Origin of the sequence: Akkermansia muciniphila (assembly GCF_018709685.1) — a bacterium.
In the GTDB taxonomy this organism is placed as follows: Bacteria; Verrucomicrobiota; Verrucomicrobiia; order Verrucomicrobiales; family Akkermansiaceae; genus Akkermansia; species Akkermansia muciniphila_E.
On sequence record NZ_JABDHQ010000016.1, the window covers coordinates 1 to 18,279 of the forward strand.

Annotated in this window: 21 protein-coding genes; 15 read left to right on the plus strand and 6 right to left on the minus strand. The window is 59.3% G+C overall.

The genetic code is table 11. The annotated features are described in order from the left end of the window. Positions 1–81: 81 nt before the first annotated feature. From HHJ06_RS09855 to HHJ06_RS09890, 8 genes are all read left to right on the plus strand, one after another. On the plus strand, positions 82–597 hold the full coding sequence (locus tag HHJ06_RS09855) for a YlbF family regulator (protein WP_102714264.1): 516 nt from the start codon (positions 82–84) through the stop codon (positions 595–597). A 158-nt stretch (positions 598–755) separates the two neighbouring features. Next, positions 756–1,760: a tRNA dihydrouridine synthase DusB gene (gene dusB, locus HHJ06_RS09860; protein ID WP_215429263.1), complete on the plus strand. Its 1,005-nt coding sequence runs from the start codon at positions 756–758 to the stop codon at positions 1,758–1,760. Positions 1,761–1,971: 211 nt separating this feature from the next. After that, the gene (locus HHJ06_RS09865) at positions 1,972–3,618 is read left to right on the plus strand and encodes a GspE/PulE family protein (protein ID WP_215429265.1); all 1,647 of its coding nucleotides are present in this window, start codon (positions 1,972–1,974) and stop codon (positions 3,616–3,618) included. Positions 3,619–3,646: 28 nt separating this feature from the next. Continuing rightward, entirely contained in the window at positions 3,647–5,305 is a 1,659-nt protein-coding gene (locus tag HHJ06_RS09870) for a GspE/PulE family protein (RefSeq protein WP_102714270.1), read from the plus strand. 65 nt (positions 5,306–5,370) lie between these two features. Next, a complete protein-coding gene (locus HHJ06_RS09875) occupies positions 5,371–6,639 on the plus strand; it encodes a type II secretion system F family protein (RefSeq protein ID WP_215429267.1) in 1,269 nt (422 codons plus the stop codon). A 22-nt stretch (positions 6,640–6,661) separates the two neighbouring features. Next, positions 6,662–7,330 (plus strand): prepilin-type N-terminal cleavage/methylation domain-containing protein, encoded by a 669-nt coding sequence (locus HHJ06_RS09880; RefSeq protein WP_215429269.1) that lies wholly within the window; start codon positions 6,662–6,664, stop codon positions 7,328–7,330. A gap of 135 nt (positions 7,331–7,465) precedes the next feature. Further along, positions 7,466–8,410 (plus strand): glycosyltransferase family 2 protein, encoded by a 945-nt coding sequence (locus HHJ06_RS09885; RefSeq protein WP_215429271.1) that lies wholly within the window; start codon positions 7,466–7,468, stop codon positions 8,408–8,410. A 7-nt stretch (positions 8,411–8,417) separates the two neighbouring features. After that, a complete protein-coding gene (locus HHJ06_RS09890) occupies positions 8,418–9,239 on the plus strand; it encodes a glycosyltransferase family 2 protein (RefSeq protein ID WP_215429273.1) in 822 nt (273 codons plus the stop codon). Positions 9,240–9,398: 159 nt separating this feature from the next. Here the strand turns inward: HHJ06_RS09890 and HHJ06_RS09895 are convergent, their stop codons facing one another. Further along, a complete protein-coding gene (locus HHJ06_RS09895; RefSeq protein WP_215429275.1) occupies positions 9,399–9,854 on the minus strand; it encodes a nucleoside-diphosphate kinase in 456 nt (151 codons plus the stop codon). A 103-nt stretch (positions 9,855–9,957) separates the two neighbouring features. Further along, complete coding sequence (locus tag HHJ06_RS09900) at positions 9,958–10,734, minus strand: hypothetical protein (RefSeq protein ID WP_215429277.1); 777 nt, start codon at positions 10,732–10,734, stop codon at positions 9,958–9,960. A gap of 105 nt (positions 10,735–10,839) precedes the next feature. Here HHJ06_RS09900 and HHJ06_RS09905 point away from each other — a divergent pair, with 105 nt between their 5' ends. The 3 genes from HHJ06_RS09905 to smpB all read left to right on the plus strand — a co-directional run bounded on the left by HHJ06_RS09905 (position 10,840) and on the right by smpB (position 12,276). Then, entirely contained in the window at positions 10,840–11,406 is a 567-nt protein-coding gene (locus HHJ06_RS09905) for a pseudouridine synthase (protein WP_215429279.1), read from the plus strand. Between the two features lie 75 nt (positions 11,407–11,481). Beyond that, positions 11,482–11,703, plus strand: coding sequence for a DNA-directed RNA polymerase subunit omega (locus HHJ06_RS09910; protein ID WP_102714286.1), 222 nt, complete (start codon positions 11,482–11,484; stop codon positions 11,701–11,703). Positions 11,704–11,817: 114 nt separating this feature from the next. Continuing rightward, positions 11,818–12,276: an SsrA-binding protein SmpB gene (gene smpB / locus HHJ06_RS09915; RefSeq protein WP_102714758.1), complete on the plus strand. Its 459-nt coding sequence runs from the start codon at positions 11,818–11,820 to the stop codon at positions 12,274–12,276. Between the two features lie 42 nt (positions 12,277–12,318). On the opposite strand, the gene HHJ06_RS09920 is transcribed toward smpB, so the two are convergent. Continuing rightward, on the minus strand, positions 12,319–12,882 hold the full coding sequence (locus tag HHJ06_RS09920; protein ID WP_215429281.1) for a ribonuclease H-like domain-containing protein: 564 nt from the start codon (positions 12,880–12,882) through the stop codon (positions 12,319–12,321). 80 nt (positions 12,883–12,962) lie between these two features. Here HHJ06_RS09920 and HHJ06_RS09925 point away from each other — a divergent pair, with 80 nt between their 5' ends. After that, on the plus strand, positions 12,963–13,427 hold the full coding sequence (locus tag HHJ06_RS09925) for a tRNA (cytidine(34)-2'-O)-methyltransferase (protein WP_215429283.1): 465 nt from the start codon (positions 12,963–12,965) through the stop codon (positions 13,425–13,427). 69 nt (positions 13,428–13,496) lie between these two features. Here the strand turns inward: HHJ06_RS09925 and HHJ06_RS09930 are convergent, their stop codons facing one another. The 3 genes from HHJ06_RS09930 to tsaB form a co-directional block, all read right to left on the minus strand. Beyond that, positions 13,497–14,105, minus strand: a complete 609-nt coding sequence (locus HHJ06_RS09930; RefSeq protein ID WP_215429285.1) for a DUF2238 domain-containing protein — start codon at positions 14,103–14,105, stop codon at positions 13,497–13,499. A 79-nt stretch (positions 14,106–14,184) separates the two neighbouring features. After that, a complete protein-coding gene (locus HHJ06_RS09935) occupies positions 14,185–15,327 on the minus strand; it encodes a citrate/2-methylcitrate synthase (RefSeq protein WP_215429287.1) in 1,143 nt (380 codons plus the stop codon). Between the two features lie 72 nt (positions 15,328–15,399). Next, complete coding sequence (gene tsaB / locus HHJ06_RS09940; protein ID WP_215429289.1) at positions 15,400–16,068, minus strand: tRNA (adenosine(37)-N6)-threonylcarbamoyltransferase complex dimerization subunit type 1 TsaB; 669 nt, start codon at positions 16,066–16,068, stop codon at positions 15,400–15,402. 125 nt (positions 16,069–16,193) lie between these two features. Here tsaB and HHJ06_RS09945 point away from each other — a divergent pair, with 125 nt between their 5' ends. From HHJ06_RS09945 to HHJ06_RS09955, 3 genes are all read left to right on the plus strand, one after another. Next, positions 16,194–17,102 carry a hypothetical protein gene (locus HHJ06_RS09945; RefSeq protein WP_215429292.1) on the plus strand — a complete coding sequence of 303 codons (909 nt, stop codon included), beginning with the start codon at positions 16,194–16,196 and terminating at the stop codon, positions 17,100–17,102. An 80-nt stretch (positions 17,103–17,182) separates the two neighbouring features. Further along, positions 17,183–17,704: a hypothetical protein gene (locus HHJ06_RS09950; RefSeq protein ID WP_215429294.1), complete on the plus strand. Its 522-nt coding sequence runs from the start codon at positions 17,183–17,185 to the stop codon at positions 17,702–17,704. A gap of 27 nt (positions 17,705–17,731) precedes the next feature. Next, positions 17,732–18,268: a hypothetical protein gene (locus HHJ06_RS09955; protein ID WP_215429296.1), complete on the plus strand. Its 537-nt coding sequence runs from the start codon at positions 17,732–17,734 to the stop codon at positions 18,266–18,268. The last annotated feature ends 11 nt before the right edge of the window (positions 18,269–18,279 follow it).

Below are 18,279 nucleotides of genomic sequence, written 5' to 3' on the forward strand. Positions count from 1 at the left end.
GAACGCCCTGACACGAAAATGCACGCCATGCCTCGCAACCGGGTTGCCCTGCGTTGAAAGCCATGATTAAATGGATTTTATATGAATACCCCCGTTCTCAATGACAACCTGCGCACTGCCACGGAAGCCCTCTGCAACATGCTTGCCAAGGAAGACCAGGTTGTGGCCGCCAAGGCAAAAATCGGCCTCTTTTTCCAGAACCCCGAGGCAACCAAGCTTTTTGAAGAAGTGAACGCCTACGGCGAAGAACTGCGCAACAAGCACCTGGCCGGCATGCCCCCCACGGAAGAAGAAATTGCCAAGTTTGATTCCCTGCGTGAAAACGTGATCAAGAACGACGCGGCACGCGGCTTCCTGGAAGCGCGCCAGACCATTGACGAACTCCTGAACACCATCAACCAGTACCTGGGCATGTCCATTGATCTTGGCCATGCCCCCACTCCGGAAGAAATTGAAGAAGCCCGCCAGCGCGCAATGAGTTCCGAGTCTTCCTGCTCCTGCGGCGGCAGCTGCGACAAGGATAGCTGTGACTGTGACGGCAATTGCGATCATGACCACGATCACAAGGACGGCGGCTGCGGGTGCGGCCACCACTAAAACGACGCTCTTTCCATTTGACGCCAAACGGCTTCACTCCGGGAGTGAAGCCGTTTTTCTATTTCCGGAGCCGCCAGAGAACACCCTTCCTTTTCTGTCAGGGCGGCCAAGACGCTTGAACGGGATACGGGGGCATGTTAGCCTCATTCTAAGGAATCATGACTTTCTCCAACCGCACAACTTCCCTTCCGTTTTTTAAGACGGATTTTCCCTTGTTCCTGGCCCCGATGGCCGGGGTGACGGACCCTATTTTCCGCACCATCTGCAAGGAACTGGGGGCTGACGTAATGGTCACGGAGTTCGTCTCCGCGGAAGGCATTCTCCAGGCATGGGAAAGAAACCGCCGGTACACGAAGATAGAAGACGCCCACCGCCCCATAGGGATTCAGCTTTTCGGCGCGGACGGAGAGCACATGGGAAAAGCGGCCCGGATTATTCTGGACCATGATAAGCCGGATTTCATTGACATCAATTTCGGCTGCCCGGTTCCCAAGGTCGTGGGCAAAAATGGCGGCTCCTCCCTGCTGAAGGACCTGCCTCTGCTGGCCTCCGTAGCGGCAGGGGTGGTGAAAGCGGTAGGGGACCGCATTCCCGTCACGGCCAAAATACGCATTGGCTGGGATTTCCAGAATTTGTGCGCCATGGACGCGTGCCACCTGCTGGAGGAAGAGGGCATTTCCATGATTACCATTCATGGGCGCACCCGCTCCCAGCAGTATTCCGGCACGGCCAACTGGGACATTATTGACGAATGCGCGCGGGCCATCTCCGTTCCCGTCATCGGAAACGGGGATATTTCCACCCCGCAGGGGGTGGCCTATGTGAAGGAAAACACAGCCGTGAGCGGCGTGATGATTGGCCGGGCGGCCATGGAGAACCCATGGATTTTCGGAGACGCCAGGTATTACCTGCTGCACGGGGCCATGCCCCCGGCCAGGGACCCGCAGGAAAAGACGGCCCTGATCCTGCGCCATACCCGCATGGCCCTGGATTCCGGCCATTACGGGGATGAGCTCCACACCATGCGCCACATGAGGTCACGCATTCTGGCTTATACCAAGGGCTTTCCCGGCGCCAAGGAAATGCGCGCGCGCCTGGTGCGCGTCTCCAGCATGGCGGAACTGGAAGACCTGCTCTCCGCCATGCCGCGCCAGCGGTCCTGAGAGAAGGAGAACTCCCGCACGCCAGGATATTCTACAGGCCCGGAAAGCGGCGCGCATGGAATTTCCTTTTCCCCTACTCCTCTTCCTCCTGAAAAAAAATGCCCTTTTGAGGGAAGCTAAGTTGACTTTACGCCCCGAACCTGTCAGAAATAGGGGAGTATCCTGCCGCTCCGTTTCGGCAGACTTCCAACCATAGACTCCAGAGATCGACGTGTACTCCAACGAATCATATCTCATCGAACTTCTTACGCAGGCCGGCTATCTGAATGAAGAGATTCTTCAATACGCGCGCAGTCAAAAATCTCCCACCCAGGACCTGGTTGATTTCCTTATCCAGGCCAATTATCTTACGGAAGACGTCATCGCCCAGGTGGCGGCGTCCAATTCCCTGCTGCCCGTCGTGGACCTGGGCCCCATGCACATTCCCCAGGAAGTGCGCGAACTGATCACACCGGAGCTGGCGCGGCGCTTCCGGGCCATTCCCATTTCCGACGACGGCTTTTCCGTCAACATCGCCATTGACGATCCGCTGAACCTGGAGACCATGGACAGCCTGCCCCAGCTGATGGGGCGCGACATTATTTTCAGCGTAGCCACCCACAGCGCGGTGGAAAGCCGCCTGAAGGAGTTCTACCGCGACCTGACCGTTCCGGCGGACGCCGCCGGCATTGAGGGGGAAGACGGAGACGCCCCCATCATCCGCCTGGTGCAGCAGATGCTGACGGACGCCTTCAAGATGCGGGCGTCAGACATTCACATTGAGCCCATGGAAAACCGGCTCCGCATCCGCTACCGCGTGGACGGCAAGCTGGTGGAAGTAGCCACCCACCCCAAGAAGCTGCTCAGTCCCATCATCGCCCGCCTGAAGGTGATGAGCACGACCATGAGCATTGCGGAAAAGCGCATGCCCCAGGACGGCCGTATCCAGATGAACATCGGCGGCAAGCAGGTTGACCTTCGTGTGTCTTCCGTCCCCAGCAACCACGGGGAAAGCATCGTCATGCGTATTCTGGACAAGTCAGCCCTGGTGCTGGGCCTGCCCCAGCTCGGCTTCTTCTCTGATGATGAAGCCGTGTTTGACCGCCTCATCACCCTGCCGGACGGCATCATCCTGGTGACGGGCCCCACCGGGTCCGGTAAGACCACCACCCTTTACGCGTGCTTGAACCACATCAACCGCCCGGATAAAAAGATCATCACGGTGGAAGACCCCGTGGAATACGAGCTTTCCGGCATCAACCAGGTGATGGTGAAGGCGGACATCGGCATGACCTTCGCCGCCGCCCTGCGCGCCATGCTCCGCCAGGCCCCCAATATCATCATGATCGGGGAAATTCGAGACATGGAAACGGCCAGCATCGCCATCAACGCCTCCCTGACGGGCCACCTGGTGTTTTCCACCCTTCACACCAATGACGCTCCCAGCGCCGTGGCCCGTCTGGCGGACATCGGCATCAAGCGCTTCCTGATCGCCTCCGCCGTGCGCGCCATCATGGCCCAGCGCCTTGTCCGCAAGCTGTGCGACCGCTGCAAGGTGGACGGCGTGCTGACGGAGAAGCAGGCGCATACGCTGAACATTGACATGTCCCGCCTTACTCCGGGGCAGATCAAGGCCCCCCACGGCTGCGACTTCTGCCGCGGCGGCGGGTTCAAGGGACGAATGGGCCTCTTTGAAATTTTCGAGATCGACGACGAAGTACGCCGCATGATCAACGAGAACCTGACCTCCCCCCAGTTGCGCAAGCGCGCACGGGAACTCGGCATGAGAACCCTGAGAGAAGACGGCGTGCGCAAGGTGCTGGCCGGGCTTACCTCTCCGGAAGAAGTCCTCAATGTCACCATGGGAGACGCCAACTGATTTTTCCCCGCAATTCATTCTGATTATTATGGACACCAATCTTACACTGGAACTTTTCATCGGCCGGGGAATGATCGACAAATCCCTGGCGAAGGATATCAAGGAGGAAATGACCGTCTCCGGCAAGGAACTGCCGGAGGTGCTCGCGGATTTCGGCATCATCGGCAGCAAGGACGATATCTGGCAGATGATCGCCAGCGACCTGGGCACGGAATTCATCACCCTGGACAATTTCAAACCGGACCCGAACGTGCAGAACATGATGCCGGCCACGCTCGTGCGCCTGCATGGAGCCCTGCCCGTGCGACACGGTCCGGAAGGCCTGTACGTGTGCCTGGTGGATCCCCTGAATCCCCAGACGGTGGAAGACCTGCGCTTTGCCCTGGGCCAGGATATCCACGTCCTGATCGCTCCCGACTACCAGATTTCCGAACGCATTAATGAGCTGTACGGCGGGGAATCCGCCGCCATGACGGACCTGATGCAGGAGCTCAACAGCATGCAGGTCAACAATGAGACGGAAGACTCCGCCGCGGCGCCCGTCATCCGCTTTGTGGACCTGGTCATCACGCAGGCCATTAAGGAAAAAGCCTCCGACATTCACTTTGAGCCCTTTGAAAAGGAATTCAAAATCCGCTACCGCGTGGACGGCTCCCTGTATGAAATGCAGCCACCCCCCGTGCACCTGTCCGTGCCGGTCATTTCCCGCGTCAAGGTCATGGCGAACATGAACATCGCGGAACGCCGCGTTCCTCAGGACGGACGAATCGTCAAGCAGGTGGGCAACCGCTCGGTGGACATGCGTGTTTCCTCCCTCCCCACCCAGTACGGTGAATCCGTGGTGCTCCGCGTGCTGGACCGCTCTTCCGTCAACCTGAACCTGGACAACCTGGGCCTGCCCAAGCATATTCATGAATATATCCTGGATACGGTCCACAAGCCGAACGGCATTTTCATCGTCACCGGTCCCACCGGCGCCGGCAAGACCACCACGCTGTACGCTGCCCTACGGGAAATCAACACCATTGATTCCAAGGTGCTGACGGCGGAAGACCCCGTGGAATACGACATTGACGGCATTATCCAGATTCCGATCAATGAAGCCATCGGCCTGGATTTCCCGATGGTGCTCCGCGCCTTCCTGCGACAGGACCCCGACCGCATCATGGTGGGGGAAATGCGTGACATGGCTACTGCCCAGATCGCCATTCAGGCGTCCCTGACGGGGCACCTGGTAGTTTCCACCCTGCACACGAACGACTCCGCCGGGGCCGTGACCCGCCTGGTGGACATGGGCTGCGAACCTTTCCTGGTGGCCGCCTCCCTGGAAGGGGTGCTGGCCCAGCGCCTGGTACGCACCATCTGCCCGGACTGCCGCACGCCGTATGAACCCTCCTCCACCATCCTCTCCCAGCTTGGCGTGTCTCCCTATGAACTGGGGGACAAGCACTTTTACACGGGCCGGGGCTGTGACAAGTGCTCCAATTCCGGTTACAAGGGCCGGCAGGGGATTTACGAACTGCTGGATATCAACGATACCCTGCGGGACATGATCACGGACCGCGCTCCTTCCGTGGTGCTGAAGCAGAAGGCCATTGAAATGGGCATGTCCACCCTGCGTGAAGACGGCCTGAGAAACATTTACAGCGGCAATACCACCATTGAAGAAGTGCTGAAGTACACTTAATGGACAGACCTATACCGCACCCCCATTTCAACCACCAAGCAGAAAACACTTAAAACACCACATATATGCCTAAATATCAATATACAGCACTTGACCATAAAGGCGACCAGAAAACGGGTACCCTGGAGGCCAATTCCGAAGCGGAGGCCATGGAATCCATCCGGGCGCATGGCCTGTACCCCACCCAGATCGTAGAAGCGGGCAAGGGCAAGATCCAGCAAACGCCCGCCGCCAAGAAGAAGGCCAAGGGAGCCAAAGGGAAAAAAGGCAGACTGGGCGGCAGGATCAAGGCGAAAGCCCTGATGATTTTCACCCGCCAGCTGGCCACCCTGATTGACGCCGGGCTGCCCCTGCTCCAGAGCTTGAACGTGCTGGCCAAGCAGGAAGCCAACCCCAACCTGCGTGTGACCATTGAAGCCCTGGGGGATTCCGTTCAGGGCGGCTCCACCTTCTCGGAAGCCCTGGCCCAGCACCCCAAAATCTTTGACCGCCTGTTCGTGAACATGGTGAAGGCCGGCGAACTGGGCGGTGTGCTGGAAGTCGTGCTGAACCGCCTGGCGGAATACCAGGAAAAGGCGCAGAAACTGAAGAGCAAGGTAATCACCGCCATGGTGTACCCCTCCATCGTCCTGTTCATTGCGGTAGGCATCGTGATCTTCCTGATGCTGGTCATCGTTCCCAAGTTCAAGGCCATGTTCGCGGAACAGGGCAGTGAGCTTCCCGCCATTTCCGAGTTCGTGTTCGGCATCAGTGACTGGTTCATGGCCGCTCCGTTCTTTGTGCCGAATGCCGTTATTCTGGCCGCCGTCATCGCCATCCTGTACGCTGTCTTCACGGCCATGAGCAAGACGCCCAACGGACGCCGCAAGATTGACACGGCCCTGCTGACCATGCCCGTCATCGGCAACGTGCAGAGCAAAAGCGCCATCGCCCGCTTCGCCCGTACCTTCGGCACGCTGGTCACTTCCGGCGTTCCCATTCTCCAGGCGCTCACCATCACCAAGGACACTGCCGGGAACATGATCGTGGGAGACGCCATCGGCCTTATCCATGATTCCGTGAAGGAAGGTGAATCCGTGGTCACGCCCATGTCTTCCTCCAAGCTTTTCCCCCCCATGGTGATCTCCATGGTGGACGTGGGTGAAGAAACCGGCCAGCTTCCCGACATGCTCCTCAAGATTGCGGACGTTTACGATGATGAAGTGGACAACGCCGTGGGGGCCATGACCTCCATGCTGGAACCCATCATGATCGTGTTCCTGGCCGTGGTTGTGGGCGGCATCGTGTTCGCCATGTTCCTGCCCCTTCTGCAGGTCATTGAGAAAATGGGTTAACCCTCCTCCAGAAGCAGACCAGATGAAGATTCGCTCCGCATACAGCCGCCTCCGGGCGGCACAGGGCTTCACCCTCATGGAAATCCTGGTGGTGATGGTCATCATCGTGGTGCTTGCCACGCTGACCATCTCCATCTACACCTGGCTTGAAACCCGGAAAAACGAGCAGGCCACGGAATCCATCGTCCGCAAGATTGAAATGGGGCTGGAGAGCTACCACAGCGACCATGACCGCTACCCCTACGGTACGGAAGCCCCCTTCAACAACCACGGAGTAGCCGTGGCGAACGGCGAGGAGTACAGCTCCAACGTCGTGTACATGGCCCTCTTCGGCGACCACAAGAATGAAGGCATGCCTTCCAGGAATACCACCATTTACAATGATGAGCTGAATCCCGCCACCCAGCCCAAAAGCAACCCGACCGTCCGGGAAGTCCATGTGAAAGGCAAGGACGGCAGGCCCGTCACGCTTTACATCCTGGCGGACCCGTGGGGCTCCCCGTACCGCTACCGCCTGGGCAGCGAGCAGGCCATCCCCTCCAAATCCGCCAGCGCAAAGAACCTGAAAATGGGCAACGGCATGAATCCGGATTACGATTTCTGGTCCTTCGGCAAGGACGGAGACAGTGACCTGAAAGACCCGCACGCCCCTGAAAACGAGGATGACATCGGCAACCTGCCGAAATTCTGATTCTTCCGTTTTTTCCACGCGCAGCGCCTTTTTCAGCGGCCTTCCCTTCCGCCCTGCGGAGGGAAGGCCGCTCTGCGTACAGGGCACTATTTTCTGGCATCCGGAAAGCCCCTGGCGTATGATGCGGGCACTGCCATGAAACGAATTTCCCTGATCGTTCCCTGCCTGAATGAAGAGCAGGCCATTCCGGTGTTCAAACAAGAGGTGGACCGGGTTTTCAAGGAACACCTGGAGGGATACGCCGCGGAACTTATCTTTGTGGATGACGGCTCCACAGACCGCACCCTGGAGATAATCAAGGAGCTGGTGGAGCATTCCCCGGAGGTGAAGTTTATTTCCTTTTCCCGCAACTTCGGGAAGGAAGCGGCCATTTACGCGGGGCTGGAGGCGGCCACGGGTGATTATGCAGCCGTCATGGACGTGGACCTTCAGGACCCGCCCTCCCTGCTGCCGGAGATGGTGAAAGCCATTGACGAGGAAGGGTACGACTGCGCCGGAACGCGCCGCGTCACCCGGAAGGGGGAACCGCCGCTGCGTTCTTTCTTTGCGCGCGCCTTTTACAAGACGATTCACTGGATATCGGACACCCATATCGTGGACGGCGCCCGGGATTACAAGCTGATGACGCGCCCCGTGCTGGAGGCCCTGCTTTCCCTGAAGGAGTACAACCGCTTTTCCAAAGGCCTGTATGAATGGGTGGGCTTCCGCACCAAATGGTTTGAGTATGAGAATGTGGAGCGGGTGGCGGGAGAAACCAAATGGTCCTTCTTCAAACTGTTCCTGTACTCCATTGAAGGCATTGTGGCCTTCTCCACAGCCCCGCTGGCCCTGGCCTCCATCATGGGGGTGATGCTTTCCTTCATTTCCTTCCTTGCCATCATCGTGCTGACGGTCAGGGAGCTGCTCTGGCCCCATTCCGCCTATGGCTGGACTTCCATGGTCTGCGTTTTCTGCCTGATGGGCGGCATCGTCCTGCTGTGCCTGGGCATCCTGGGCCAGTACCTGGCCAAGACCTATACGGAGGTCAAAAAACGCCCCATCTACATCGCCAGGGAACGCTCCATCAGTTCCTCCAAATAAAATTTCCATGGATACCGAGCCTGATTTCAGCATCGTTACGCCCAGCTATAATTACGCCAGCTACGTGCGGGAGTGCATTGAAAGCGTCAGGAACCAGGAAGGCGCCACGTTTGAGCACATCATCCAGGACGCCGGCTCCACGGACGGAACGCTGGACATCCTGAACTCCTACCCGCACCTGAAATTGCATGTGGAGAAGGATTCCGGCATGTCTGAGGGCATCAACCGCGGCTTCCGGAGGGCACGCGGCAAGTGGGTCATGTGGCTGAATACGGACGACAGGCTGCTGCCTGGCGCCCTGGCGGCCGTCAAGGCCTTTGCGGATTCCCGCCCGGATGCGGACATCGTGCACGGGGCCTGGAACTTCATTGATGCGGACGGGACCGTCCAGCGGCCCATGAAAGCCCTGCCCTACAGCCTCCGCATGCACATCTGGTACGGCACGTACCTGGCCTCCACCGCGCTGTTCCTGCGCAGGAGCACCACGATTGAGGAAGGATTCCTGCTGGACGAACGGTTCCGGTACGACATGGACGGGGAGTATTACGCCCGCCTGGGCCGTGCCGGAAAAAAGTTCGTCCATTACAACAGGCTGCTGGCGGATTTCCGCTGGCACGGCGACAACCTGAGCGCCCCCAATGTGGAGCTCCGGGACATGGACGCCGAATTAAAGCGCCAGAAGCAGCACAGCGAGGACGCCGCCATCAAGCGCGTTTACGGTTATTCCTTTTCCAGGCACAGCTGCAACAATATCCTGGACGGCCTGATGCGCGAGGCCTACCGGATGAAAAAAGCCTTCCTGTACCTGACCACTCCCTGGGAAAAATAATTTGCCTTTTCCCGGTTTTCCTCCCTTCCCTGCGGCCACGGGGCATGCCTGCCCCATGGAGGCTCATCCTTCTGCGAGGCATACCCCCAGGCACGGCAAGAGCCGCAGCCTTATCACAAGCCGCGGCTCTGGCAAACCGGAGGTAAAAAGGGCAACGCCTCAGTTAAGGCTGTCAAACAGCTCTTCTTCACGGAAGAACCGTACCAGCTCCACGGCGGCGGATTCGCGGCTGTCGGAAGCATGGCAGATGTTCATCATGCTGTCCGTTCCGTAATCCCCGCGGATGGTGCCCTTCTGCGCCTTCTGGGAGTTGGTGGGCCCCAGCAGTTCACGCACGCGCACGATCACGCCCGGCCCCTTCAGGGCGATGGCGATAACCGGGGAGCTGGTCATGAAATCAAGCAGTTTCGGGAACAGCAGTTCCCCGTTGACCACAAGGTCCAGAATATGGGAGTAATGTTCCCGGAGAATAGGCTCGTCAAGCTGGATCATCTTAATGCCGCGCAGGCGAAACCCTTCGGACAAAAAACGTTTTAAAATGGTGCCGGAAAGGTTTTTCCGCACGCAATCGGGTTTGAGCAGAACCAGCGTTGTTTCTTCTTGAGTGTTTGGCATAAAATTAGCGAAGTTTCAGGATGAAGTGAGGGAATTACACCCTAATCCCCGGCAGGTCAAGGATAATTGCGCAACTGGTCTTCTCCGCCGGGCGGGGAATTCGTCACAGGCTTCTCTTGTAGGAATCGCACCGGTTCTTCCATCCGGCAAGCCAGCGGGCCTCCCCACGCCCTGCCGGACTGTTGTCCACGCGCCGCTGAAGCACCCTTTTAGCCGCCTCCGCAAACTCCGCAGCAGCAGGCTGTCCGGGAGCAGCGGGCCGCATCTCTTCCAGCACCTGCATGAGCCCCCAGCCCTGGCCGCGGTACCTTTCTGCGGGGTTGGTCCCCTCCCCCTTGAAATTCACGTAGTCAATCAGCGCATACATGCCGTTGGGCGCCATCGCCACGGCATTGTACCGCGCCGCCATCTCCGCCGGACGCCGGGACTGGCTCTTGATGCGCCCCAGGGCGGCCACGGACCTGCTGATGATAAAATCCGCCTGCATCTGAAGGGCCGCGGGACTGGACAGCCACTGCCGCATCCGTTCGGGCAGGCCGCCGCGGACGTCTGCCGCTTCAAACTCCCCCCTGGTGCGCCACGGGGCCGCGCCGGAAAACCATTCCGGCACGCGGGCGCCCCTTTTCCGGCAAAACTGGACAAAGGAAGGGAAGCTTTCCTCAAACCTTTCCCTGACTCCGGCGGGGAACCAGATAAAATGCCCGATGCCCAGGGAGGGGAACGCCTCCCCCCGGTTCCAGGAGACCAGCCCCCTGACGGTTCCGGCGCATTCGTTCTGCCAGATTTTCCGCGCGATTTTCGCCTTCACTTCCCCCGCGTCCGGAGCTGCCTGCACCCAGCCGGGCAAGCAGCACGCCAGCATCAGAATACCGCCTGCCATTTTTCCATGCATGGAGGTACTTTCCTTCCCCGGCGGGGACAAGTCAAGCCGCTTCAATTTCTCGTGCCAAGGACGGAGGCTCATGCTATACTTGCTCCGCACGGCATGATTCTGGCGTTCAACAAACCTTACGGAGTCCTTTCCCAATTCACGCGGGAGGCGCCCCACCACCGGACACTGGCGGAATTCGGCTTCCCCTCCGGCGTGTATCCCGTCGGCAGGCTGGACGCGGATTCTGAAGGCCTTCTCCTTTTGTCCGATGAGAAATCCCTGGTGGACCGCCTCCTGAACCCCGCCAACCGGCACCCCCGAACTTACTGGAGCCAGGTGGAAGGCACCCCTTCCGCCGCGGACCTGCTTCCGCTGGAACGCGGGGGGCTCTCCATCCGGGGGTACCGCACGCTCCCCTGCCGGGTGCGTCTCATGGACAGGGAACCGGACGTGCCGCCCCGCAATCCCCCCGTGCGCTACCGCGCCGCCATCCCTACCTCCTGGCTGGATCTGACTCTGGTGGAGGGTAAAAACCGCCAGGTGCGGCGCATGACCGCCGCCATCGGCTTTCCCACGCTCCGGCTCCTGCGCGCCAGGATAGGCAGGTTCCCGCTGGACGGCCTGGAACCCGGCTCATGGAAGGAGCTGACTTCCCGTGAACGAAGGGAGCTCATGCCGTAATATAGGCTTGCTTATGGACAGGGGGAGCCTTTATATGTCTTTCCGCATCAGGAGATCCTATCCAAACATTTTTACATGAAAGCCGAACTCGTCGAACAAGCCTCCAAAATCATTTCCGAGCCCCAGATGCTGATCAACGTGGTTTCCCGCCGCGTCGCCCAGCTCAATAATGGCCGCGCTCCCTTGGTCCCCACCACTCCCCACATGGGTAACGCGAACATTGCCCTGACGGAAATCGTTGAAGGCAAGCTTGTCTACCATGCAGAGTCAGACAGCCTTGAAGAAGGCAACCAGTAAAAAGCATACCCTCCCTACTGCCGTTCCGGCCCGGATTTCCGCACGGAGCATTCCATTTCAACCAGGCCCCGGCTCTTCCAGCCCGGGGCCTTTTCATCCCTCCCCCTCTCCGCCATGAGTTCCGACATCTCCACCAACAAGAAAGCCCGCCGGGATTATGAAATCCTGGACACCTACGAATGCGGCATGGAGCTCAAGGGAACGGAGGTCAAATCCATCCGCTCCGGGAAGGTGAACATAGCGGATTCCTTCGCCAGGGTGGAAAACGGCCAGATGCTCCTGTACGGCTGCGACATCCAGCCGTGGGAAACCGCCGGAGAATTCTTCCAGCACCAGTCCCGCCGCCCGCGCCGCCTGCTGCTCCACAAACGGGAAATTTTCAAGCTGGAGCAACAGACCTCCCAGAAAGGGTGCTCCCTGGTAGCCCTGAAGCTGTACTGGAAAAACGGCAAGGTAAAACTGGCCCTGGGCCTGGGCAAGGGCAAGACCCACCGCGACCAGCGCTATGACCTGAAAGCCCGCGTGGAAATGCGGGAGGCCCAGCGGGAAGTGGCGCGCATCAACCGCCGCTGATTCAAATGGCGCCCAAACGGCCCCTCTTTCCGGAAGCGCCCTTTAGAGCTTCCAGTCCACAGGCAGTTCCACCGTACCGCCTTTCTTGTCGTCATAACGGATGAAGCCGTGCTCTGCCCCGTACCAGTGCACGTCCCGCGTCACCTTCACGTCAAAGCAGCAGTAGCGGGCAATCTCCATCAGTACATCCGTATTGCCCGTCTGCACGTACTCCGCCCACCACTTGAGGGCCTGGGTGCCTACGGCCGTTTTTGAAGAACCGATGGAGGCGGCCGCTACGGAATCCAGCTTGACGCGCACGCCTCCCCGCTGTTCGATGTCCCTGCAAAGGTCCAGATTGTTGGTGATGTCCACCAAGTTCCACATCGTATAGCGCTGAAGCACGCCGTAGTCAAAATGCTCGTGATTGTACCCCACCACCAGGTCGGCCTGGCGGAGCTGGAGGATCAGGTCATCAACCATCTCCTCAGAATAAATCGTGTATTTGCCGGAGGCCGTGGAATAAGTCACGCCCACGGAAACGCGCATGTCCGCCGTATTGTGCCAGCCGCCCACCTCCGCCGCGGAATGACGGGTTTCCAAGTCAAAATACACGATATCTCTCATCGGAAGGAAACGTACATGATTTGCCACTTTTGGACAAGTCTCACTTGAACGGAAGGCGCGTTTGTGGTGACAATAGGCGCATGCAGCCCCGTTTCCACATCGTCATGTTTCATCCGGAAATTCCGCATAACACGGGGGCGGCCGGGCGGCTGGCGCTGGCTACGGGGTCCAGGCTGCACCTGATCAGGCCGCTGGGGTTCAGCCTGGATGAAAAGCACGTGCGCCGCACGGGCCTGGACTACTGGGCCAAAGTGGACCTCCGCGTATGGGAAAGCCTGGAGGAGCTGCAACGGGCGGCGGGCCCCGGCGCGCGGTTCTGGTTCCTGACCACCAAGGCGCGCCGCTCCCACTGGGATGCGGAGCTCCGGGAGGGGGATTACCTGGTCTTTGGCCCGGAATCCCGCGGGCTGCCGGAAAGCCTGCTGAAAGAACACGCTGACACGACCCTGACCATTCCCATGCCCGGGGAAGGCTCCCGCAGCCTGAACCTCTCCACCGCCGTAGCCATTGTCCTTTACGAAGGGCTGCGCCAGGCCGGCATTTAATACGGAAAACACCGGGAGTCTCCCTGTTGCCCGTTCCATTCCGGCAGGCTGGAAACATGAATATCCCGGTCAGGAAGAAGCAGAAACCGCGCCTTTCCGGCGCCAGGGGCGCACCAGGTAAAAGAGAACCAGGGAGGCCACGGCCCCGCAGGTATCGCAGAACATGTCCTTCTGGGCATCCCAGATGTCACCCTGGGAGCCGAGAAAGTCATTGGCGTCATTCCCGCCCACCATGACCGCGTACTGCCATTCAATGATCTCATAGGCGGCCGCCACGGCCATCACGAAGAAGAGGCCGAATATCCCCGCAAGCACCTTCCCCGCATATTGCCTGCGCACCAGGTATTCCGCCACGGGAAAAGCATAAAACCCCACCGTGAAGTGAGCCACGCGGTCAAAGGGGTTCCGGTGCGCCCCGACAAGTTCCCGGAACCATTCGAAAGGCACTTCCGCAAAGGTGTAATGCGCGCCCACCGTGTGGCACGCCAGCCAGAAAAACATCAGCGTATAGGACCAGTTGCTGAAGCGGAACTTCCGGAATCCCGCCGCCAGGAAAACCACCACCAGCGCCACGGGAATCACCTCCGCCACCCAGACGGAACGGGAGCTGGGTGAAATCCCCAGAGCTATGAACAACAGGGCGAATACGGACAGCAGGTAGAATGGATAGTTTTTCATGAGAGAGAAAGGGAGCGGGAATGATGCAAAAAAGGCGCCGGAGATGAACATCCAGCGCCTTTTCCGTTAAAAAACCTTGTTACCGCATATCGATGGTAGGAACAGGAATGCGGTCCTTGGGCCCCGTGTAGAGGGTCAGCGGCCTGTAGAGCGTGTTGTCCTCCATCTGTTCCAGCACCTGGGCTACCCAGCCGCAGCAGCGGGCGATGGAGAAAATGGCCGTGAACAGCCTGGTGGGAATGCCGATGCTGTAATAAACCGTGGCGGAATAAAAATCCACGTTCGCATTAAGCCCCTTGCGTTCCCGGACGAGCTTGGCGATGCGTTCCGACATGCGAATCCACTTGGGCTCCCCGATTCTGGAGGAAAGGCGGATGGCCATGCGGCGCAGGTGCGGAGCGCGGGGGTCCAGCACGCGGTACACGCGGTGCCCCATGCCCATGATCTTTTCCCTCCGCGCCAGCTTGTCCTCAATGTAGGGGTCCACCTTGTCCTCCGTGCCTATTTCCTTGAGCATTTCAATCACGCCTTCATTGGCGCCCCCGTGAAGCGGCCCCTTCAGCGTGCCGATAGCCGCCGTGATGGCGGAATACATGTCTGAAAGAGTGGCGATGCAGACGCGCGCCGCAAAGGTGGAGGCGTTCATGCCGTGGTCCGCATGCAGGATGTAGGCCACATCCAGGATATGGGCTTCATCCGGGTTGGGCTCTTCCCCTTTCAGCAGCCACAGGAAATGTTCCGACTCGCTCAGATCCTCCCGCACGGGCGGAAGGTCCAGCCCCTGGCACAAACGGTAATAGTACGCCACCATCACGGGAACCTTGGCAATCAGGCTGAGGCCTATTTCCTTCAACTGGCCGGCGTCCTTCGTCCGGTCGTCATACATGCCGAGCATGGACACCGCCGTACGGAGGGCGGACATGGGCCGTGCGGATTTGGTGGCCGTTTTAAAGAAATCCAGAATGGGCTGGGGAAGGTCGCGGTCGGAACGCAGGCGCTTCTTGATGGCCTCCAGCTCCTGCCGGTTGGGCAGGCGCTTGTTGAGAAGCAGGTAAACCACTTCCTCAAAACAGCACATCTCCACCAGATCATCAATATCGTAGCCCAGATACAGCAAGCGCCCTTCCTCACCGCGCACATCACTCAAGGCGGATTCATTGGCGATGATTCCTTTTAAACCTTTGGGATATGTGGGCTGTTGCGAAGAAGTGTCATTACTCATGTTAAAAAATGCTACTGGGGATGAAGATTACCGATTAAAAGTCTAACAATCTTCCAGAAAGTCAAACCTTAATTACGCCTTCACAGCCCAGGCGGGACGTTTGGCGCAAGTGATGTGGGGAGCCCTTACATACAACGGCTCCGCCGGCCCTTTCAGAAATTCCTCCCGGCGGTCCGGGGCCAGGGCCTGCCATGCGGCCCCCAGCGCCTCCGCGTCGGGAACCGCCGGAACAATACCCGCCATCTCCCTGGCGGCCAGGGTTTCCGCCGTTTCCGTGGAATAAACTGGGATGCCGTTTTTCAGGCATTCCGCCACACGGTTACGGGCCTGTTCCGCGGGAAGCACCTCCGGGGGCGCCGTCAGAAAACCGCGCTCCAGCCTGCCCCATGTCCACCCGCCCCGCCGGGCGTCCGACATCACGAAAGCCTCATCATCATGAATGCCCAGGCCGTTCCAGGAGCTGAACGCCGCCACGCGGGAGCCGTGCACCAGGGAAAGGCCGTCCGCCACGGCAAGCGCCACGCGGATTCCGCCGTAGGCGCCCGGGCCGGCCCCCACCGCTATTTCCTTCAAAAGCCGGCCTTCCAGGGAATCCAGAACCTGCCGGACCGCCTCAAAAATGGCGGAGGAATGGTTGCGCTCAGCTCTCCATTCCACGCGGCGCAGCAGTTCCCCTCCGCTCCAAGCCGCGGCGGAAGACTGCGCACAGGAAGTTTCCAGAACCAGCAGAGCATCTTGCATGCGGCGGATTATACAGGAAGTTCCGGCGCGCATAAAACATTTTTTCCTCCGGTTCCCGGAAGGAGCAAATTTGGTTCGCATTTCTCCAAAAGCCCCCTTATGCTGGTCCCGCACCTCCTCACCGCATGCCCAAGGCACCCAAACACACACCGCCGCGCCAGGACTGGCGCCGGTATGCAGAAACCGCCCGGAAGCCGCGCTCCGCGGCAAGCCTGGGCGACATGATGAGGCAATGCAACCGCGACGCCTGGGATAAGACCTACCGCGCCCAGGTCTCCTCCGAATGCTGGGAGGATGAATGCCAGGAATTCACCTTCATGGACCTTCCGCGCAAGACCCGGTTCATCAGGCATGCGGTGGCCACCTTCCTTCTCCTTCCTCTGGCCCTGATTACGGCCATGTCCCTGTGCGACCAGCTGGCCCACGCCTCCGGCAGCCTCAACATCCTGTTCTCCATCCCTGTCTGGTATGCCCTGCTGGGGGCGTCCGTATGGGTGGTGCTTGGCAGCAGCAGGCTGTTCACCTCCTCCCTGCTGTACCTGTATGTGCTGGGCCATGAACTGACGCACGTGCTGGCGGTCCTTTGCAGCCGCGGCTCCGTCCATCACTTCAAGGCGGACCTGGACGGGGGCTACATCCAGACGGATAAAAACAACCTGTTCATCTCCCTTTCCCCGTATTTCCTGCCTCTCTGGGCAATGCTGTGGGGCCTGGCATGGGGGCTGGCGTACATCTTCTGGCCCACGGTTACCTGCCAGGCCCTGCTTTACTCCGGCCTGGGCTTCTGGTGGTGCTTCCACCTGTTCTGGACGGCATGGATCATCCCCAAGGACCAGCCGGACCTGGCGGACAATGGAACCTTCTTCTCCCTTATCCTGGTTTACTTTGCCAACCTGCTTCTGTTCCTGGTGCTGCTGCGCCTGTTCAACGCCGTAAGCCTTCACCGCTTTCTGGCGGACTGCGTCCAGAACGCGGAAAGGCTTTGGGATGCGCTCAGGGACCTGGTCATGCTGGCTGCCGGGCTGTTCCTGTGAAAAATATTCTTTTCCTTACCGGGAATGATGAACGGCAGAAGGTGGAAAGGAATCCAACCTTTCAGCAAAAAGGAGTTCCCATGCACACTGCACATTTGATTACCCTGACCATAGCAGCAATTTCCCTGATGGGCTGCAACCCCAAGGAAACCGTGAACGCTCTAACCTCCGATCAAAACGTCACCCAGCAAATGGCCGTGAGATTTGCGGAAAACATGGTCGGCCTGCCGCGGGCCCTCGTCGTTTCAGACGCCAGAAAAGCGGCCCCGGGGGACAAAGTCACCGTCAAGGGGGCGGTGATTGGCGACGAGCCGGTTTTCTCAAAAAACATTGCCTCCTTCACCATCGGGGACCCGGCCCAGCTCCTGACCAACATGAAGGAGCGGGGAGTTTGGTCCACAGGTACGGTACCGGTGGAAATACGGAAAAACAATACGATGACCGTCCAGTTTGTGGATGACCAGGGACAGCCCATCAAACACTCCGCCAAAGGCGTGAACGGGCTGAAGGAACGTGACGCCGTCATCATTACCGGGACCATTGACCCCCATTCCACCCCGGAAAACCCGGTGCTGAACATTGAAAGCATCGTGGTGGAATAATACCTCTTCTGTGCCAAACCCTGATTCATGTCAAACGGTTCAGGCGTTTTGCGCCTGAACCGTTTTTCATACCAGGATGCGCGCATGGGATTTGATCCAGCATCTTTGGGAATGATAGCGCTGGCCGCCACGTCGGCGGCAGCGGGCGCGGCCTCCGCCTCCGCCCAGAAAAAAAGCGCGGACGCTACCGGAAAAGCAGCGGAGGCCAATGCGGCCACCCTCAGGAATGAGGCGGAACTCCAGAAACAGACAGGCATGGAAAACGCCAGGCGCATGCAGCAGGATGCCGCCCGGCAGATGGGGGACGCCCGTCTGGACGCCGCCCGGTCTTCCCTGCTGAGGGAGGGATCCGTGCCCGTCACGGAACAGGCGCTGGCCACGCGCCTGCAAACCCGGATTCAGGATGAAGCCGCGGAAGCCATGAGAAACGCGCAATCCCTGCACAACCGCGCAAACATGGAGCAGTACCTGGGCCGCGCCAACGCAAGAGCCCAGAAAACCGCGGCGGCAGGCACCCTGCTTTCCGGCTTTGCCCAGGGAGCCAATACCCTGCTGAAATGGTAATGCGGCCCCGC

What these genes read in the sequence shown, in the direction of transcription:
- HHJ06_RS09855 (WP_102714264.1), top strand. Translation starts at nt 82, where the DNA reads ATGAATACCCCCGTTCTCAATGACAACCTGCGCACTGCCACGGAAGCC.
- dusB (WP_215429263.1), top strand. Translation starts at nt 756, where the DNA reads ATGACTTTCTCCAACCGCACAACTTCCCTTCCGTTTTTTAAGACGGAT.
- HHJ06_RS09870 (WP_102714270.1), top strand. Translation starts at nt 3,647, where the DNA reads ATGGACACCAATCTTACACTGGAACTTTTCATCGGCCGGGGAATGATC.
- HHJ06_RS09875 (WP_215429267.1), top strand. Translation starts at nt 5,371, where the DNA reads ATGCCTAAATATCAATATACAGCACTTGACCATAAAGGCGACCAGAAA.
- HHJ06_RS09880 (WP_215429269.1), top strand. Translation starts at nt 6,662, where the DNA reads ATGAAGATTCGCTCCGCATACAGCCGCCTCCGGGCGGCACAGGGCTTC.
- HHJ06_RS09885 (WP_215429271.1), top strand. Translation starts at nt 7,466, where the DNA reads ATGAAACGAATTTCCCTGATCGTTCCCTGCCTGAATGAAGAGCAGGCC.
- HHJ06_RS09890 (WP_215429273.1), top strand. Translation starts at nt 8,418, where the DNA reads ATGGATACCGAGCCTGATTTCAGCATCGTTACGCCCAGCTATAATTAC.
- HHJ06_RS09895 (WP_215429275.1), bottom strand. Translation starts at nt 9,854, where the DNA reads ATGCCAAACACTCAAGAAGAAACAACGCTGGTTCTGCTCAAACCCGAT.
- HHJ06_RS09900 (WP_215429277.1), bottom strand. Translation starts at nt 10,734, where the DNA reads ATGGCAGGCGGTATTCTGATGCTGGCGTGCTGCTTGCCCGGCTGGGTG.
- HHJ06_RS09905 (WP_215429279.1), top strand. Translation starts at nt 10,840, where the DNA reads ATGATTCTGGCGTTCAACAAACCTTACGGAGTCCTTTCCCAATTCACG.
- HHJ06_RS09910 (WP_102714286.1), top strand. Translation starts at nt 11,482, where the DNA reads ATGAAAGCCGAACTCGTCGAACAAGCCTCCAAAATCATTTCCGAGCCC.
- smpB (WP_102714758.1), top strand. Translation starts at nt 11,818, where the DNA reads ATGAGTTCCGACATCTCCACCAACAAGAAAGCCCGCCGGGATTATGAA.
- HHJ06_RS09920 (WP_215429281.1), bottom strand. Translation starts at nt 12,882, where the DNA reads ATGAGAGATATCGTGTATTTTGACTTGGAAACCCGTCATTCCGCGGCG.
- HHJ06_RS09925 (WP_215429283.1), top strand. Translation starts at nt 12,963, where the DNA reads ATGCAGCCCCGTTTCCACATCGTCATGTTTCATCCGGAAATTCCGCAT.
- HHJ06_RS09930 (WP_215429285.1), bottom strand. Translation starts at nt 14,105, where the DNA reads ATGAAAAACTATCCATTCTACCTGCTGTCCGTATTCGCCCTGTTGTTC.
- HHJ06_RS09935 (WP_215429287.1), bottom strand. Translation starts at nt 15,327, where the DNA reads ATGAGTAATGACACTTCTTCGCAACAGCCCACATATCCCAAAGGTTTA.
- tsaB (WP_215429289.1), bottom strand. Translation starts at nt 16,068, where the DNA reads ATGCAAGATGCTCTGCTGGTTCTGGAAACTTCCTGTGCGCAGTCTTCC.
- HHJ06_RS09945 (WP_215429292.1), top strand. Translation starts at nt 16,194, where the DNA reads ATGCCCAAGGCACCCAAACACACACCGCCGCGCCAGGACTGGCGCCGG.
- HHJ06_RS09950 (WP_215429294.1), top strand. Translation starts at nt 17,183, where the DNA reads ATGCACACTGCACATTTGATTACCCTGACCATAGCAGCAATTTCCCTG.
- HHJ06_RS09955 (WP_215429296.1), top strand. Translation starts at nt 17,732, where the DNA reads ATGTCAAACGGTTCAGGCGTTTTGCGCCTGAACCGTTTTTCATACCAG.